General features: G+C 57.1%; 14 protein-coding genes. 6 read left to right on the plus strand and 8 right to left on the minus strand.

The window, feature by feature from the left end; all coding sequences use genetic code 11:
* Positions 1 to 67 precede the first annotated feature (67 nt).
* Positions 68 to 2506 (plus strand): efflux RND transporter permease subunit, encoded by a 2439-nt coding sequence (locus HCU74_RS13590; RefSeq protein WP_168450980.1) that lies wholly within the window; start codon positions 68 to 70, stop codon positions 2504 to 2506.
* A 4-nt stretch (positions 2507 to 2510) separates the two neighbouring features.
* Here the strand turns inward: HCU74_RS13590 and rsmD are convergent, their stop codons facing one another.
* Positions 2511 to 3119: a 16S rRNA (guanine(966)-N(2))-methyltransferase RsmD gene (gene rsmD / locus HCU74_RS13595; protein WP_168450981.1), complete on the minus strand. Its 609-nt coding sequence runs from the start codon at positions 3117 to 3119 to the stop codon at positions 2511 to 2513.
* A gap of 72 nt (positions 3120 to 3191) precedes the next feature.
* On the opposite strand from rsmD, the gene ftsY reads away from it, so the two are divergent.
* From ftsY to ftsX, 3 genes are read left to right on the plus strand one after another with little or no spacing between them, the layout of a single operon-like run.
* Positions 3192 to 4322: a signal recognition particle-docking protein FtsY gene (ftsY, locus tag HCU74_RS13600; protein ID WP_210425285.1), complete on the plus strand. Its 1131-nt coding sequence runs from the start codon at positions 3192 to 3194 to the stop codon at positions 4320 to 4322.
* A complete protein-coding gene (ftsE, locus tag HCU74_RS13605) occupies positions 4319 to 4996 on the plus strand; it encodes a cell division ATP-binding protein FtsE (RefSeq protein WP_168450982.1) in 678 nt (225 codons plus the stop codon). Before ftsY ends, ftsE begins: the two co-directional genes overlap by 4 nt.
* The gene (ftsX, locus tag HCU74_RS13610; RefSeq protein ID WP_168450983.1) at positions 4983 to 6023 is read left to right on the plus strand and encodes a permease-like cell division protein FtsX; all 1041 of its coding nucleotides are present in this window, start codon (positions 4983 to 4985) and stop codon (positions 6021 to 6023) included. Before ftsE ends, ftsX begins: the two co-directional genes overlap by 14 nt.
* A gap of 139 nt (positions 6024 to 6162) precedes the next feature.
* On the opposite strand, the gene HCU74_RS13615 is transcribed toward ftsX, so the two are convergent.
* From HCU74_RS13615 to HCU74_RS13630, 4 genes are all read right to left on the minus strand, one after another.
* Entirely contained in the window at positions 6163 to 6744 is a 582-nt protein-coding gene (locus tag HCU74_RS13615) for a YceI family protein (protein ID WP_168450984.1), read from the minus strand.
* Positions 6744 to 7334 (minus strand): cytochrome b, encoded by a 591-nt coding sequence (locus HCU74_RS13620; RefSeq protein ID WP_168450985.1) that lies wholly within the window; start codon positions 7332 to 7334, stop codon positions 6744 to 6746. The genes HCU74_RS13615 and HCU74_RS13620 overlap by 1 nt, the downstream gene beginning before the upstream one ends.
* Positions 7335 to 7436: 102 nt before the next feature.
* Positions 7437 to 8315: an LLM class flavin-dependent oxidoreductase gene (locus HCU74_RS13625; RefSeq protein WP_168450986.1), complete on the minus strand. Its 879-nt coding sequence runs from the start codon at positions 8313 to 8315 to the stop codon at positions 7437 to 7439.
* Positions 8316 to 8421: 106 nt separating this feature from the next.
* A complete protein-coding gene (locus tag HCU74_RS13630) occupies positions 8422 to 8811 on the minus strand; it encodes a septal ring lytic transglycosylase RlpA family protein (protein ID WP_210425286.1) in 390 nt (129 codons plus the stop codon).
* A 260-nt stretch (positions 8812 to 9071) separates the two neighbouring features.
* On the opposite strand from HCU74_RS13630, the gene HCU74_RS13635 reads away from it, so the two are divergent.
* Together HCU74_RS13635 and HCU74_RS13640 are read left to right on the plus strand one after the other, a co-directional pair.
* Positions 9072 to 11717 (plus strand): TonB-dependent receptor, encoded by a 2646-nt coding sequence (locus HCU74_RS13635; protein ID WP_168450988.1) that lies wholly within the window; start codon positions 9072 to 9074, stop codon positions 11715 to 11717.
* A gap of 22 nt (positions 11718 to 11739) precedes the next feature.
* Entirely contained in the window at positions 11740 to 12618 is an 879-nt protein-coding gene (locus HCU74_RS13640; RefSeq protein WP_168450989.1) for an SDR family NAD(P)-dependent oxidoreductase, read from the plus strand.
* 117 nt (positions 12619 to 12735) lie between these two features.
* Here HCU74_RS13640 and metF read toward each other — a convergent pair whose 3' ends face one another.
* From metF to HCU74_RS13655, 3 genes are all read right to left on the minus strand, one after another.
* Positions 12736 to 13566 carry a methylenetetrahydrofolate reductase [NAD(P)H] gene (gene metF, locus HCU74_RS13645; RefSeq protein WP_168450990.1) on the minus strand — a complete coding sequence of 277 codons (831 nt, stop codon included), beginning with the start codon at positions 13564 to 13566 and terminating at the stop codon, positions 12736 to 12738.
* A 206-nt stretch (positions 13567 to 13772) separates the two neighbouring features.
* Positions 13773 to 15167, minus strand: a complete 1395-nt coding sequence (ahcY, locus tag HCU74_RS13650; RefSeq protein ID WP_168450991.1) for an adenosylhomocysteinase — start codon at positions 15165 to 15167, stop codon at positions 13773 to 13775.
* A 71-nt stretch (positions 15168 to 15238) separates the two neighbouring features.
* Positions 15239 to 15592, minus strand: a complete 354-nt coding sequence (locus HCU74_RS13655) for a four helix bundle protein (protein ID WP_168450992.1) — start codon at positions 15590 to 15592, stop codon at positions 15239 to 15241.
* Positions 15593 to 15598: the final 6 nt, after the last annotated feature.

Consider the following 15598-nt stretch of genomic DNA (forward strand, 5'->3'; position numbering starts at 1 on the left):
GGAATCGCAAAACGCTGCCAAAGGCAAGGTAGGCAGCTTCTAACAATAACATCGGGACACCGTGCAGATGCCTACTGAGCAAAATAAGTTTGTCGATATTATCGACCGAGTATTCTATCGCTTTGCCGGATGGGCAGTCGCCCACCGAGCGGTGGTCGTGGTGTTGAGCCTGGCGCTGCTGGCGGGAGGGCTCTACTTTGCCGGAAAGGTTCAGAGCGACAATAGTCTGGATGCGTATTTTGATAAATCCGATCCGGCCTATATCGCCTACAGTGAGTACCTCAGTGCCTACCATTCCGACGAGGTGAGCTACATCCTCTACCGCATACCCGACAGCGAGCACGGGGTATTTGATTATCAGGCGATGCAAAAAATCGCCCGGCTCACCGAGGCGCTGGAGAATGAGGTGCCCTTCGTTCGCGAGGTTACCAGCCTGACCAATGTGGAATTTATCCGCGCGGATGGCGATGACATCACCATCGACGAGCTGATGCTCGACTTTCCCAGGGACCAGCAATCGCTGCTGACATTGCGTGAGGCGGTGTTGGATAAGCCGCTGTATGTCGATTATCTGGTCAACAGCGACGCCAGTTACGCTGCCATTATTATCGAGATGGAGCGCAGTAGCGTGGATACGCTAGAGGAGATTATTCACGACCCCGAGCTGGGGCCGGCGATGGATAACCTCTATCCCCAGGTCAGTGATCTGGCTATTCGCGACATACTCAACCGCCCTGAATTCGCCGGTATCGAGTTCTACCTTACTGGTGATGTGGCGATGAACGCCGCCTATAACAATGTGTTTATGAATGATACGGCGATTGGCACCCTGCTGACTCTGGGCCTGCTTGCGCTGATGTCCTTTCTGCTGTTTAGGGTCAGCCTGCTGGGTTTGCTGGGGCCGCTGGCGGTGGTGATTCTGAGCACGGTGCTGGTGCTGGGGGTGATGGGAATCTTCGGCTGGGTGCTGGGGCTGTTCTTCGGCATTGTGCCTACCCTGCTGTGTGCGGTGGGGGTCGCCCAGTCGGTGCATATTATTCTGGAATACCAGCGAGCCAACAGTGAAACCGGCGATCGCCGCCAGGCGGTGCAAATGGCAATTGGCAAGGTGGGCGGCGCCTGTTTAATGGCCGCTGTCACCACCGCCTTTGGCTTTCTGGTAATGACTGTGTCTCATCTCAAGGTACTCAGCGAGATGGCTATGTATGCCGCGGCGGGGGTGATGTTTACACTGGTTTTCTCGGTGTCGCTGCTGGTGGTATTTCTCGCGGGGGGCAAGCAAACGTCGCCGGGGGCGAAGTCCGCCGCGACGGGCAATCGCTATGTCGGCGCCGGTGTGCAGTGGTGTATTAATGCCAATCTGCAATACCCCAGAGTCCTGTTGGGGGCCGGAGCCGGGGTGTTTGTGGCCAGCGTCATCGGGCTGTCGATGCTGAAAACCGATTTCAATTTTCTCACCGAATTCAAGCCCCATGTAGAGTGGCGTGAGCATACCGAAAAGGCGGAATCGGTCATGGGGGGAATGCTGAATTTCGCCTACCTGATCGATACTCAGCGCGTCGATGGTCTCAAGGAGCCGGAGCTGCTCAACGCCATTGATGCGCTTCAGCAATATGCGGAGTCGCTACCCCACGTTAAAAAGACCTATTCCGTGGTCGATATCCAGAAAGACTTGAACCGCAGTTTCCACGGCGATGACAAGGCCAGGCACACCGTACCCGATGACCGCAATCTGGTCGCACAGTATTTTCTGCTCTATGAAATGTCCGGCGGCGAGGAGCTGGAGGACTTTATTACCCGGGACTATTCCCAGGCAGTGTTGGAGTTGCGCATAGAAATTATTGAGTCCTCGAAGGTGCGCCGGGTAATGGATGCGATAGACAGTTATCTGGAGGCCAACCCCTTGCCCGGAGCCGAGGTGCGCAAGACGGGCATCGGGCTGATGTGGGTGAAAATCGCCGACTATATTGCCGACACCCAGCTCTACGGCTACAGCCTGGTGTTTGTCGGCATTGCGGTGATTTTGTGCATCGCCTTCGGCTCGATCAAGGTGGGATTGCTGACGATGATCCCCAATGTCATGCCGGTGCTGGTGGTGATGGGGCTGATGGGCTGGCTGGATATGCATCTGGATTATATGAAGCTGTTGTTGGCCACCATTGCCATCGGTATTGCCGTGGATGACAGCATCCATCTGGTCACCCGTTTTCGCCGCCGCTTTTATGAAACCGGGAACTACGCCTCGGCGCTGGAACTGTCCATGCGTGATGTTGGCCCCGCGCTGGTGATAACTACGCTGATTCTGCTGGGGGCCTTTTCCTGCTATCAGATTTCCAATATGGCGGTAATCGCCGATTTTGGCATGTTGCTGTCGGTATCGATTGCCGCGGCTCTTGTTGCCGATATGCTGTTTATGCCGGCCCTGTTGATGACAGTGAAGCCCTTTGGCCCGGAGCGAGAGGGCATGGCAGATGCGGGCAAGGGGGCGGAAAACCGACCTCGCTAGTGGTTTATTCGCCGACGATATACAGCCGGTATTCAACTTGCCCGGCGGTTTTGTGTTTCTCCTCCCGCCAGTGGCCGGGCACGGTGACGGACTCACCCTTGGCGGTTTCGATGTAGATCAGGCTGTCTGCCCGAAGAAGGGGGGACAGACCCCCAATGGCCGGTGGCAGCAGTTCCTTGCCGAAGGGAGGGTCGAGAAACACGATATCCCAGGGGATATTGTTGCGACTCAGGTAGTGATCCGCCGTCATGGTGTGCACCTGTCCCTCGCGGCAAAGCAGGGTGTCCAGGTGGCGGCGAATCTGATTGGCGGTGGCGCTGTCGCTCTCGACAAAATCGCAACTCGCGGCGCCCCGGGACAGTGCCTCCAGTCCCAGTGCCCCTGATCCGGCAAACAGATCGAGGCAGCGCGCCCCGGCGATGGTGGGCGCCAGCCAGTTGAACAGGGTTTCGCGAATGCGGTCGCTGCTGGGGCGCAGACCCTCTGCGCTGTGAAAGTGCAGCTTGCGGCTGCGCCACTGGCCGCCGATGATGCGCACCACCCCGTCGCCGTGATGACTGGGGGCTTTGGTGGAGCGGGCGGGGCTGGGTGGTGATTTCGGTCGGCGGGGCATGCGGGTTCCGGTGCCAGTCATTTGCGAGAAGTGGTAGGATACGTCTTTTATTCCAGCTGTAAACCTAAGCCCATGACTGATCAAGAGAAGTCGGCCCTGTCCGGCGCTGAAGACGCGCAGGAAAACGGGGAAAAACCGGCGAAAAAGAGCTTTTTTACCCGCTTTAAAGAGAGCTTTGTCGGCTCGGAAGAGGATCTCGCGGCGGCCGAAGGCTTCATTGCCGATGAAGAAATCGCACCCTGGCAGCATCTCGAACTGTCGCCGGAGGAGCAAGCCTCTCTGCTGGTGAAATTCAAGGAAGGCCTGAGCAAAACCGGCGCCCAGTTGGGCGAAGGGATGGCCAACCTGTTTCTCGGTCGCAAGGAAATCGACGACGAGCTGCTCGACGAGATCGAGACCCATCTGCTGATGGCCGATGTCGGCGTAGATGCCACCACCGAGATTATCGGCAATCTAACCCGGCGAATGTCGCGCAACGAGCTGGATAACCCGGAAGCCCTCTATGTCGCCCTGCAGGAAGAGCTACGAGTGCTGTTGGAGCCTGCCGAACAGGAGCTGGTCATTCCCGACAAGGAAGGCCCCTACGTTATTCTGATGGTCGGGGTGAACGGCGTCGGCAAAACCACCACCATTGGCAAGCTGGCCAAACAGTTCCAGGCCGGGGGCCGTTCGGTAATGCTGGCGGCGGGGGACACCTTCCGTGCCGCTGCTGTGGAGCAGTTGCAGGTGTGGGGCGAGCGCAACAATGTGCCGGTGATTGCCCAGCACACCGGCGCCGACAGCGCCTCGGTATTGTTTGACGCCCTGCAGGCCGCCAAGTCGCGGGATGTAGACGTGTTGATCGCCGATACGGCCGGGCGCCTGCACAACAAAGACAACCTGATGGAAGAGCTCAAAAAGGTCGTGCGGGTGATGAAAAAAATCGACCCCGAAGCGCCCCATGAGGTCATGCTGGTGCTCGATGCCGGCACTGGCCAGAATGCACTTTCCCAAGCCAAGCACTTCCAGCAGGCCGTCGGTGTGACCGGCTTGACCCTGACCAAGCTCGACGGCACCGCCAAGGGCGGTATCGTGTTTGCGATTTCCAAACAGCTCAGCCTGCCCATTCGCTTTATCGGCGTTGGCGAAGGTATTCTCGATCTGCGCCCCTTCCGCGCCGATGAATTTGTCGGTGCCCTGTTTGGCTGGCGACGCAGTCAATGATCCAGTTCGATCAGGTCAGCAAGCGCTATCCCGGTGGCCACGAGGCGCTGAATAAGCTCAGCTTTCATATGCCGCCCGGGGATATGCGTTTTCTAACCGGTCACAGCGGTGCGGGTAAAAGTACCCTGCTCAAACTCATCATGGTGATGGAGCGGGCCACCAGTGGACAGGTGTTGATTGGTGGCCGCAATGTGTCCAAGTTGCCCGCCCGCAAGATTCCCGAGCTGCGCCGCGATATCGGTGTGGTGTTTCAGAATCACCAACTGCTGTTTGACCGCTCGGTGTTCGACAATGTCGCTCTGCCGCTGATTATTGCCGGTTACGGCCATCGCGATGTTGGTCGGCGAGTGCGCGCAGCGCTGGACAAGGTCGGCCTGCTCGACAAGGAAAAGCTCAACCCCATTACCCTGTCGGGGGGTGAGCAGCAACGGGTGGGTATCGCCCGGGCGGTGGTGAACAAGCCGGCGCTGCTGCTGGCCGATGAGCCTACCGGTAACCTCGACCCGCAACTCTCCGCCGAGATCATGCGCCTGTTTGAACAGTTCAACCAGGTGGGTGTAACGGTGCTGATTGCCACCCACGATCTGTCGCTGATCGCGCGTATGCCCTACAAACTGCTCAGTTTACGAAATGGCCAGTTGGTCAATGCCGGGGGTGGCGATGAGCGGGAATAAGGGCGGGGCGAGTCCCAAGCCAAGACGGTTAAGCAAGCTTCAGTCGCCGGGCAAGCCCCCCCGCCGAGAGGTCGTTGGTGCGAAAAAACACCGCACCGGATTCCGCGACCGGCTGGACAGCTATCGCAGCCATCACCGTCAGGTCGCGGGGGAGAGCCTGCGGCGTTTGCTCAAGCGTCCCCTCGCCACGCTGATGACGACCCTGGTGATTGCCATTGCGATGGTGTTACCGGCAGGTTTGTATATCGCGCTGAATAATGTGGATGAGCTGAGTCAGGGCTGGGACGGCGCGGCGCGGGTGTCGATGTTTCTCAAGTTCAGCGTTGACGACAGCGCGGCCGAGTCCCTGCGCAGTGAGTTGCTCAAGCGCGAGGATATCGCGGTGGCGGAATATATTTCGCCCTCGGCGGCACTGGCGGAGTTTCGCGAGCGCTCCGGTTTTGGCGAGGTGTTGGACCAGCTGAACAGCAACCCCTTGCCGGGGCTGATTATTCTGACTCCCCATGCCGAGCACAGTGGCACCAAACAGCTGGATGCCCTGCGCGGTGAGTTGGCGGCAATGCCCCAGGCGGATATTGTCAAACTCGATATGGAGTGGTTGCAGCGGCTCAACACCATCACTGAGATCAGCCGACGCTTGACCCTCGCGCTGGCGGTGATGCTGGCGGCAGGGGTGCTGCTCATCGTGGGCAATACCATCAAGCTGGCGATTGAAAACCGCCGGGCGGAAATTCTGGTGGTGAAGCTGGTTGGCGGCACCAATGCCTTTGTGCGTCGGCCCTTTCTGTATATGGGGTTTTGGTACGGGCTGATGGGGGGCGTGCTGGCGTGGTTGCTGCTTCAGGCCTGCCTGTTGTGGCTGCGTGGGCCAGTGTCGGAATTATCCGGTTTGTATCACAGCGATTTTCTGCTGATTGGTCTGGGTTTGGGCGAAAGCCTGTTGCTGTGGCTGGCCGCCGCCGGGCTGGGACTGCTGGGTGCGGTGCTGGTGGTCGGGCGGGAATTGCGCGCGATTGAACCCCGATAGGCGGTGTTGCGCCCGCTGTCAGAAGGGTGTATTTCCGCAATATGTTCAGGCAAAAAAAAGCGGAGCCGCGAGGGCTCCGAATGAGGGTATTGAGATAGGTCGGTAATTAAGACCGGGGTGGGTAATGAAAAGTTCCCGCTTACATCATGTTTTGTGCAATGCCCTCAACGTCGAGGATCAACTGCACGGTGCGCGATGCCGGGCCAAGGTTGTAGTCGATGCCAAAATCTTTCAGGGCGAATTCCGTTGTGCCGTGGAAGCCCTGGCGGTAGCCTCCCCAGGGGTCCTTGCCGCCACCGATTTCAGTCACATCAATGGTGATTTCACGGCTTACTCCATGCAGTGTCAGCGTACCTTTTAACTCTGCCTTGCCATCGCCTTTGGGGGTAAAACTGGTGCTTTTGAAGGTGGCCTTGGGGTATTTGTCCACTTCCAGAAAGTCCTTGCCGCGCAGGTGCTTGTCCCGCTCTGCGTGGGCGCTGTTGATACTGGCGGTGTTGATGGTGACCTCGACGCTGGAGGCTTCCGGTTTTTTCGGGTCGTAATTGAAACGGCCCTCGAACTCATCAAAGCGTCCATAGAGCCAGCTGTAACCCAGATGTTTGATCTTGAACTGGATAAAGGCGTGGGCACCGGCGGTGTCAATTTTGTATTCAGTGGCGTGGGCGGTGGCGCCAAAGCCAAGCAGCAGGGCAAATCCAAGGGCAATCAAGCGATTCATCAGCGGTCTTCCTTTTGGGCAGAGGTTGGGGTTGCAGGGTTTGCGGCAATGCCGAGCATTTTTTTCAGGGTATTGTCGCGGTCAAAAAAGTGGTGTTTCAGGGCGGCGAGGCTGTGTACGGCGACGATTGCCATCAGCAGCCAGGCGAGAATTTCGTGAACTTCCCCGGCGATATCCTCCTGATTGCTCAGGCCGTGCAGGGTGGCGGGCACTGAGAACCAGTCAAAGACCTCAATCGACCGACCATCGGCGGTGGAAATCAGGTAGCCGGCGAGCATGATCGCAAACAGTAGGGCGTACAGCGCCAGGTGGGTGAGGTGGGCGGTGATCCGCTCCCAGGTCTTCAGGCTCGGAGCGTCGTCGGGACGGATATTGCTGGCCCGCCACAGTACCCTCAGGACAAGCATCATCAGCAAAATAATGCCGACGCTTTTGTGGATAAAGGGCCCGTCGCGATACCAGGGGTCGTAGTAGGACAGGTCGCGCATCCACAAGCCCAGAGCAAACATGCCAATAACGGCAATGGCCATCGACCAATGCAGGGCGATGCTCAACCAGCCGTAGCGCTGAGGCGTATTTTTGAGCGGCATGGCTGGACTCCCTGTCGGTGTTGAATAAGCACCCAGTATAGATAATCCCAGCCGATTAAAAAGCGCATTAAGCTGTGCGATTCAATCGAATATTTCGATGGATTAGCGGCGAGAGAGGAGATCAGCCAGACCTTCGACCTCCGCAATACTGCCCGTGGCGGGCACCAGCTGAAGTTCGTCGCAGCCCAGTTCCTCAATGGCAGCGATGCCGGCGAGAATGGCGTCGGGGTCGTGCATGGTCATGCCCCGGGCGACTTTCCGAGCCTCGTCTTCGCCGAAAATTTTCAGGTAGTCGAACACATAATCCTGCAGGGCGGCGGCGCTGTTCTCGGCCAGCGAGTACCAGAATCCGCCCATGCGATAGGGTTTGCTGTCCCGCCCCGCATCAGCCCAGGCGCGGTCGGCGCTGGTGAAAAAATGATTAATCAGTGCCGGGTCACCGTCCATGGCAAAACCGTAGAGTCCGTCGGCCCATTTGGCAACCCGGGAGATGCTTTTCGGTCCCATCGCGCCCACCATAATCGGCGGGCCGCCGACCTGCACCGGATTCGGGCCAATCTCGTCGAAGTCTTCAATCTGTTCGCCGCGCCACACCCGTTTCATCAGTGCGACCTGCTCGTCCATACGCTGAAAGCGCCCCCGCATGTCGGCTCCGAGGGCCTGATAGTCCTTTTCGCGCCCACCGACACCCACGGTGAGGGTTACCCGCCCCTCGGAGAGAATATCCAGAGTGGCGATCTCCTTGGCGGCCTGTACTGCGCTGTGCATGGGCAGTACATAGAGCGCAGGAACAATACGCACCCGCTCGGTACGGGCGGCGGCAAAGGCGAGAATATTGCGCATTTCCAGACTGTAACCGGTAATGCGTTCGCCACAGGACAGGCTGTGGAAGGGCCCCTGATCGATGACCCGGCACCAGTCGGTGAAGGTACTGCGATTCAGGTCGCGCTTCATATAAGGCAGGCAAATACCGATTTTCATTATTGTTCCGTTTTTTCGGCGATAAGAAGGAGAGATTCTATGGCCTTACGCGGAATTTGGCCTCATCCGGACAAGGGAGGCCCACCAGTGCCGAGCTTGGTAACGGTCAGCGAAGCACCTCAATGTCGACATCTACGATACCCGCAGATAGATTGCCGATCTGGCTGAACGCTGACTTCGACAGGTCGATGATACGTCCTTTTACAAAGGGGCCGCGGTCGTTGATTTTGACCACGACACTTTTGCCATTGTCGGTGTTGGTCACCCGTACCCGCGAGCCAAAAGGCAGTCTTCGGTGGGCGCCAGTAGGGTGTTCGTGCTTGTAGGCCTCGCCGCTGGCGGTCTTTCTATTCTGGTATTTGTCGGCGTAATACGACGCCTTCCCCGTTTCGGTGAACCCCGCCCAGTTGCCGTTCTCAATCGTGGTTGTGCTGCTACAGGCGGCCAGCGCAAGCAGGGAGAGGGTGATGGCTAGCTGTCGAGCTCTGGTATTCATCTGCTTTTCTTCTGTCGGTTTAATTCGCGAAACATTATGCATTGCGCCGGGCCAGCTTATGACACCGAGCGCGCTGAAATATTCAACGACGTCGCCTCCTTCCTCTCACTTTGCCTGGCGTGTGTACGGAGCGGAAGGTGAGCAGGTGTCTTGTTGTCTATTATTTCTGATCGGCTATTGCCAAATAAATGCACTATAGTGTAATAATACTCGTAAGTTTAATAATAATTGGCCGCCGTGAGTGGTGTGAGGGTGGAGATTTGTCTGAAAACAGTGATGTCGTACTTCCTGCGGTGCAGAGGGTGATGTACAAGCGTTGGCCCCCTCGGCGCCGAATGAGTCTAGGTTTGGGTGGTGGGTTTTGTTTGCTGGCAATGATTGCGGCAGAACCGGCGGCGGCTGCTTCAGCGCAAATAGAAGAAGTGCTGGTCACGGCGCGAAAGCGCAGTGAAAGCATGCAGACTATCCCCATCGCGGTGACCGCGATAAGTGCCGATGATCTGCGCGACCGGGGTATCGCCAACACCAGTGAGTTGACCAAGTCGGTCCCCAGTCTGGAAATCCGCAAAGGGCAGGCCAACCAGATTTACATTCGTGGTATTGGTGAACGCACCGGGTTTACCCGTGTAGATCCCACGGTGGGTGTGTATATCGATGACCTGTTTTTACCCCGCTCTGACGGACAGCTGTTGGATACCGTGGACATCAGCAGTATTCAGGTTTTACGAGGACCTCAGGGTACGCTGTTTGGCAAAAACACCACCGGCGGTGCGATGGTGGTGAGCCTGTTGAAGCCCGATGACAGCGACGATGCCTACATTGAAGTCGGCGTGGGTAATTACTCGCAGCGTCGTTTGAAGGCAGGGGCAAATGTGCCGATCAACGACCACTTCTTCAGCCGTGTGGCGATCAATATCACCAAGGACGATGGCTATATCGAAAACATCGGGCAGGGTGGCGCTGGCAGCCCCAGCAATGACCGCCAGTCCCTGTTGGTTCAGACCCGTTGGGAGCCCAGCGCCGAGTTCAGCCTGGACACCCAGGGCTTTCTCGGCAAAGTGCGGGAAAATATCAGCGGCATTAACTGTACGGTGCCCAACAAGGATGCGCTCTACTACCAGGGCCTGTGGTTAGCTCACCCCGGAGATACTGACCCGTCCAATCCTCGTGCCTTTCAGGAGAATTGCGATGCCAACTCGCGGGCGCGCCTTGGCGATTTAAAATCCAACCAGGGATCGAACCCCCGTTTGGGCAGGGATCTGGATACCCTGCTATTGGCCGCCACCGCTGAATGGCAAATGAGCGAGACACTCAGTGTTAAGGCGGTTATTGGATTGAGGGGGGAGAAAGAGGGGCCGATACAAGCCAGTGATCCCGACGGTGGACCGGCACTGTGGAGCAGCTACATCAATACCGACGATAGCGACCGTCGCTCCTATAGTCTGGAGTTTCAGGTAAACGGCTCCGCGATGGAGGAGCGCCTGCGCTATACCGCGGGTGTTTTTTTGATGCGTGAAACCAATACTGAAAACTTCTCGGTGTCGAATACCTTCCGCGGCCTCGATAGTCCGACCCTCGCTGAGATAGCTGCGGGGGAGGAGCCAAGCCAGCCCGCCCCCGGCGGATCGATTCCCCTTGTCGGTTTTATCGGCGCGCCCTTGGTGTCATCGGATTTTGAACTGGCGAATACGACGGGGGCAATGTTCGCCCAGGCATCCTTCGATATCAGCGACAATATCGAGCTCACCCTGGGCTACCGGGTTACCGCTGAAACCCGCCGTGCCGAACTGGGAACGATCGAAGCCGATATGGCCGCGATTGGCCAGCGTGTGACTGGCAGTGGCTTGTTCACCGCGCCGAACAATGTCGGCGTGTTTGGCCCCGGAGCCGCCGATTTTTACGCCTATCTTGGGCCGTTGCGCTGGCTTGACGATCCGGTGGGTTTGGCGGCGTCCTTATTCCCCGACGCCAATGGCGACGCGCTATTGGACTATCCTCTTGACCCCGCTTCCCAGCGCAGTGAAATGCGCGAAGAAACCTTCAGCCAAAGCACGCCGATGATGTCCCTGTCCTATAGTTTGCCCGAGGCGTGGCTGAACAGCACTGTGCTGGGTAATGCGATGTTGTATGCCACCTGGAGCCGGGGGTTTAAATCCGGGTTTTTCGAGCCTCGCGGTATCGATGGCTTGCAGCGGATCGAGCCGGAGGTGGTGACCAACCACGAAGTGGGTTTCAAAATTGATGCCTTTGAACGCAGCCTGCGCTTGAACGGTGCGGTGTACGCCATGGACTTTGAGCAGCAACAGTTGATTGCTGTGGGTGCCGATTCCGGCCAAAACGTTGTTGTGGTGTTTGGTAATGCCGGCCAGTCGGAAATTCACGGCGGCGAGCTGGAATTACTGTGGCTACCCAGTATAGCGCTGCAAATCAATGCCAGTTTGAGCCTGAATAATTACCGTTATACCGAATTCAATGAGCTGGATTTAATGGCGGCAGTGCTGGGGCGGCAGGAGACCGTCGATCGCACCAATGAAACCTTTCCCGTATCGCCGGATAAATCTGCGGCATTGGGGCTGCAATATATCTGGTCCGGTGACTATGGCCTGATCAGTGCTCGGGCTGACCTCAGCTATAAAAGCAAGGTGTTCTACGGCTTTGACCCCGGCTCATATGCGGCCTTTCAACGTGATCCCGCATCAGCGGGGCAGCCCGCCTATCAGCTGTTGGATGGCCGGGTGAGCTGGCAGCATCCGGAGGGAGACAGAACCGTGTCGTTGTGGATGAAAAACGTAACGGATGAGCGCTACCGCATTGGTGTTGTCGCGGTGGCGGATTCCTCCGGGGTGTTCAATGAAACCTGGGGCGAGCCCAGAATGTTAGGTATCGACTTTCACCAGCAGTTTTAAACAACATAATAAGGATCAGGCGATGCAAAATTTCAGCAATAAAGTTGTAGTGGTTACCGGTGCTGCCAGCGGTATTGGCAAGGCGTTGGCCAGGGCGTTTTTAGCCGAGGGTGCCAAGGTCGTCATGTCAGATGTGGAACAGGGGGCGCTGGATGCCACCGCATCGGAGTTAGCCGCAGGGGGCGGCGAAGTGCTGGCGGTGGTCTGCGACGTGTCCAAGGCAGAGTCTGTCGAGGCTTTGGCCAGCAAGGTTTACGAACACTTTGGCGCCTGTCATGTGCTGTGCAATAACGCGGGGGTGAGTGTGCCCAATGCCAATGTGTGGGACACCACGCCTAACGACTGGCAATGGGTGTTGGGGGTGAATCTCCGCGGCATTGCCCACGGTGTGCAGGCCTTTGTGCCGCGTATGCTGGCCGGGGGTGAGGAGGGTGTGATTATGAATACCTCCTCCGGCGATGGTGGTATTTCACCGCTTGCGGATCAGTCGGTCTATGCCTCAAGCAAAGCGGGTGTGTCGATTATGACCGAGTGCCTGAACGCCCAGCTCGTTGGTCAGAACAGCGCTTTGCGCGCGTGTATTTTTTATCCCTCCGGTGGCATTTTACCAACCGGAATCTGGACGACGCGGCGTAACCGCCCTGCAGAACTGGCCCGTGAAAAACCGCCGGCGGAGGGGGCGGAAATGACCTTCGACGAATTTATGAGTGGCATGAAGGAGATCGGTGTGGACTTGCCAGTGCAGGATCTGGATGAACTGGCACAGTTCGCTCTGGCGGGTCTGAAACAACGCGACTTCGTGATTATGATTGGCCGTGAAAGTATGGAAGAAACTCTGGTCGCGAGGGCGCGGAAGCTGGCGCGGGGTGAGTGCCCGATTGAGCATGGCTTGCACGGCTAAACTCAAAAGCGTTTTCAGGGAAAGTTGGTGAGTAGTGTTTGGCTGTGTGCGGGAACTGCAAAAAGTGAGAGCGATGTTTCGCTCTCACTTACAACACCGGGATTTATGGCGGGAAGGTTAGTCCTCGGCCTTTAATTCCTGCAGCATGGTTTTCACCGGCTCCACCTGATTCATTGTGTAGAAATGAATTCCGGGGGCGCCGCCTTCCATTAGAATCTGGCACATCTCGGTGACAAATTCGTTGCCGAACTTGCTGACGCTCTCCTGATCGTCGCCGTAACCTTCGAGTTTTCGGGTCAGCCAGCGGGGGATTTCCGCGCCACAGTTCCGTGAAAAACGGGCCAGATTCGTGAAGTTCAGTATTGGCATAATGCCGGGGTAGATCGGCTTATCTATGCCCGCCTTCTCGCAGTCTTCCAGAAAGTAGAAGTAGGCATCGGCGTTAAAGAAATACTGGGTGATGGCGCTGTTGGCACCGGCATCCAGCTTGGCTTTCAGGTAGCTGATGTCCTTGTCGTAGCTTTTGGCGTCGGGGTGAATTTCCGGGTAGGCCGCCACCTCAATCTCGAAGTGATCGCCGGTATGCTTGCGGATAAACTCCACCAGCTCACGGGCATATACCAGCCGCGTCGCACCCATGCCCGAGGGAATATCCCCGCGCAGGGCGACAAGGCGTTTTACCCCGGCGTCCTTGTACTGCTGGATCAACTCCAGCACATCGGCTTCCTCGTCACCGCCAAAGGACAGGTGAGGGGCCACGTCGATTCCCGCCGCGCGGGTTTCCAGTACGATTCCGCGAGTGTTGTCCCGAGTTGAACCGCCAGCACCGTAGGTAACGGAAAAAAAGCTGGGGTCGAGGGTGTTCAACTCCGCCCGGGTTTGTTTCAGTTTTTCCCGCCCGGCTTCGGTCTTGGGGGGGAAAAATTCAAAACTGTAGCGTTTGTTCATTGGATCTTCCTGTTTAGGGCAAGACGCTAAATGCGAGACGCAAGACGTAAAATCATCCCGGTGCTGCTTGACACAATCCAAGCCCCACCAAAACACTGTCTAGCGTCTAGCGTCTAGCGTCTAGCGTCTAGCGTCTAGCGTCTAGCGTCTAGCGTCTAGCGTCTAGCGTCTAGCGTCTAGCGTCTAGCGTCTAGCGTCCCGCCGCCTTAGTACTTATAACTCTCAGGCTTGAACGGCCCGTCCACGCTCACACCAATATACTCTGCCTGCTCGGGCTTGAGTTTGGTGATCACGCCACCAAAACCAGCAACCATGTGGGCCGCCACTTCTTCGTCGAGTTTCTTGGGCAGTACCTGCACGGTCAGTGCGGCGGCTTTTTTGTCGGCGTCGAGGTCGGCGAAGCGGCGCTCATAGAGGTGAATCTGCGCCAGTACCTGGTTGGCGAAGGAGCCGTCCATGATGCGGCTGGGATGACCGGTCGCATTGCCCAGATTAACCAAGCGGCCTTCCGACAGCAGGATCAGGTGATCGTTGCTAGCGCGGTCGCGGTATACCACATGGACCTGGGGTTTGATCTCGTCCCACTCCCAGTTGGCGCGCATATAGGCGGTGTCGATTTCGTTGTCGAAGTGACCAATGTTGCAGACCACACAGCCGTTTTTCAGGGCGCTGAGCATATTGGCGTCGCAGACGTTGACGTTGCCGGTGGTGGTCACCAGCAGGTCGGTGTTGCCGAGCAGGTCGGTGTTGATGGAGTCGGCGGTGCCGGTGTTGATGCCGTCGATGTAGGGCGATACCACTTCAAAGCCATCCATGCACGCCTGCATGGCGCAGATGGGATCAACTTCGGTGATTTTTACTATCATGCCTTCCTGACGCAGTGATTGCGCAGAGCCCTTGCCCACGTCACCGTAGCCAATGACCAGCGCTTTTTTGCCGGATAACAGGTGGTCAGTGCCGCGCTTGATAGCATCGTTCAGGCTGTGGCGGCAGCCGTATTTGTTGTCGTTTTTCGACTTGGTGACCGAGTCGTTCACATTGATGGCGGGCACTTTCAGCGTGCCTTTTTTCAGCATTTCCTGCAGGCGGTGAACCCCTGTGGTGGTCTCTTCAGTGATGCCGTGAATCTTGTCGAGCATCTGCGGGTATTTCTTGTGCAGAATTTCAGTCAGATCGCCGCCATCGTCCAGCACCATGTTCGCGTCCCAGGGCTGGCCGTCTTTCAGAATGGTTTGCTCGATACACCACTCGTATTCTTCCTCGGTTTCGCCCTTCCAGGCAAATACCGGAATACCGGCAGCGGCAATCGCCGCAGCGGCGTGGTCCTGGGTTGAGAAAATATTGCACGACGACCAGCGCACTTCGGCACCGAGGGCGATCAGGGTTTCGATCAGCACGCCGGTTTGAATGGTCATGTGAATACAGCCGAGAATTTTGGCACCGGCCAATGGTTTTTCATCACCGTATTTTTCACGCAGTGCCATCAGAGCGGGCATCTCGCCCTCGGCGATAGCCAGTTCCTTGCGACCCCAGGCGGCCAGTGAAATATCCGCGACTTTGTAGTCGGTGAAGGTGGTGTTGCTTGCTGTTGCGGTGGTCATAATGTCTACCTCATGTTTGATTTCTGGCGAGACGCAAAACGCGAGATGCGAGACGCTTTTTGCCAAAGCCCTTAGCTCTGTTTCAGTTTTCGAATAAGCCCGGATAACTGAGCAAATATGGCGTCGGTTTTTTCCCGCCAACTTGCTGTGTCATTCAAATACCCCAGGCTCGATGCGATTAATAATTGTGTTTCCAGCTCGGCTAAAGAGCCTCGCGCGATGTAAAGAAAGCGTAAATACTCCCTGTCACTCTCCCGGGCAGCGCCCTCGGCAATATTCGACGGAATACTGACTGCAGCGCGACGCATCTGGCTGAACAATCCAAACTGCTCATGAGCAGGGAATGCATTGGTCAGCTGATAAATCTCCGGCACAAGTGCCATGGATCGCTGCCATACCTGCAATTTTGTGTGCTTGCGTTCCATCGCTTT

The organism is Spongiibacter thalassae (assembly GCF_012272835.1).
Lineage (GTDB): Bacteria > Pseudomonadota > Gammaproteobacteria > Pseudomonadales > Spongiibacteraceae > Spongiibacter > Spongiibacter thalassae.

Bases quoted from the DNA above. Each gene is read 5' to 3' on its own strand.
- HCU74_RS13590 (WP_168450980.1), top strand. From the start codon at position 68: ATGCCTACTGAGCAAAATAAGTTTGTCGATATTATCGACCGAGTATTC.
- rsmD (WP_168450981.1), bottom strand. From the start codon at position 3,119: ATGCCCCGCCGACCGAAATCACCACCCAGCCCCGCCCGCTCCACCAAA.
- ftsY (WP_210425285.1), top strand. From the start codon at position 3,192: ATGACTGATCAAGAGAAGTCGGCCCTGTCCGGCGCTGAAGACGCGCAG.
- ftsE (WP_168450982.1), top strand. From the start codon at position 4,319: ATGATCCAGTTCGATCAGGTCAGCAAGCGCTATCCCGGTGGCCACGAG.
- ftsX (WP_168450983.1), top strand. From the start codon at position 4,983: ATGAGCGGGAATAAGGGCGGGGCGAGTCCCAAGCCAAGACGGTTAAGC.
- HCU74_RS13615 (WP_168450984.1), bottom strand. From the start codon at position 6,744: ATGAATCGCTTGATTGCCCTTGGATTTGCCCTGCTGCTTGGCTTTGGC.
- HCU74_RS13620 (WP_168450985.1), bottom strand. From the start codon at position 7,334: ATGCCGCTCAAAAATACGCCTCAGCGCTACGGCTGGTTGAGCATCGCC.
- HCU74_RS13625 (WP_168450986.1), bottom strand. From the start codon at position 8,315: ATGAAAATCGGTATTTGCCTGCCTTATATGAAGCGCGACCTGAATCGC.
- HCU74_RS13630 (WP_210425286.1), bottom strand. From the start codon at position 8,811: ATGAATACCAGAGCTCGACAGCTAGCCATCACCCTCTCCCTGCTTGCG.
- HCU74_RS13640 (WP_168450989.1), top strand. From the start codon at position 11,740: ATGCAAAATTTCAGCAATAAAGTTGTAGTGGTTACCGGTGCTGCCAGC.
- metF (WP_168450990.1), bottom strand. From the start codon at position 13,566: ATGAACAAACGCTACAGTTTTGAATTTTTCCCCCCCAAGACCGAAGCC.
- ahcY (WP_168450991.1), bottom strand. From the start codon at position 15,167: ATGACCACCGCAACAGCAAGCAACACCACCTTCACCGACTACAAAGTC.
- HCU74_RS13655 (WP_168450992.1), bottom strand. From the start codon at position 15,592: ATGGAACGCAAGCACACAAAATTGCAGGTATGGCAGCGATCCATGGCA.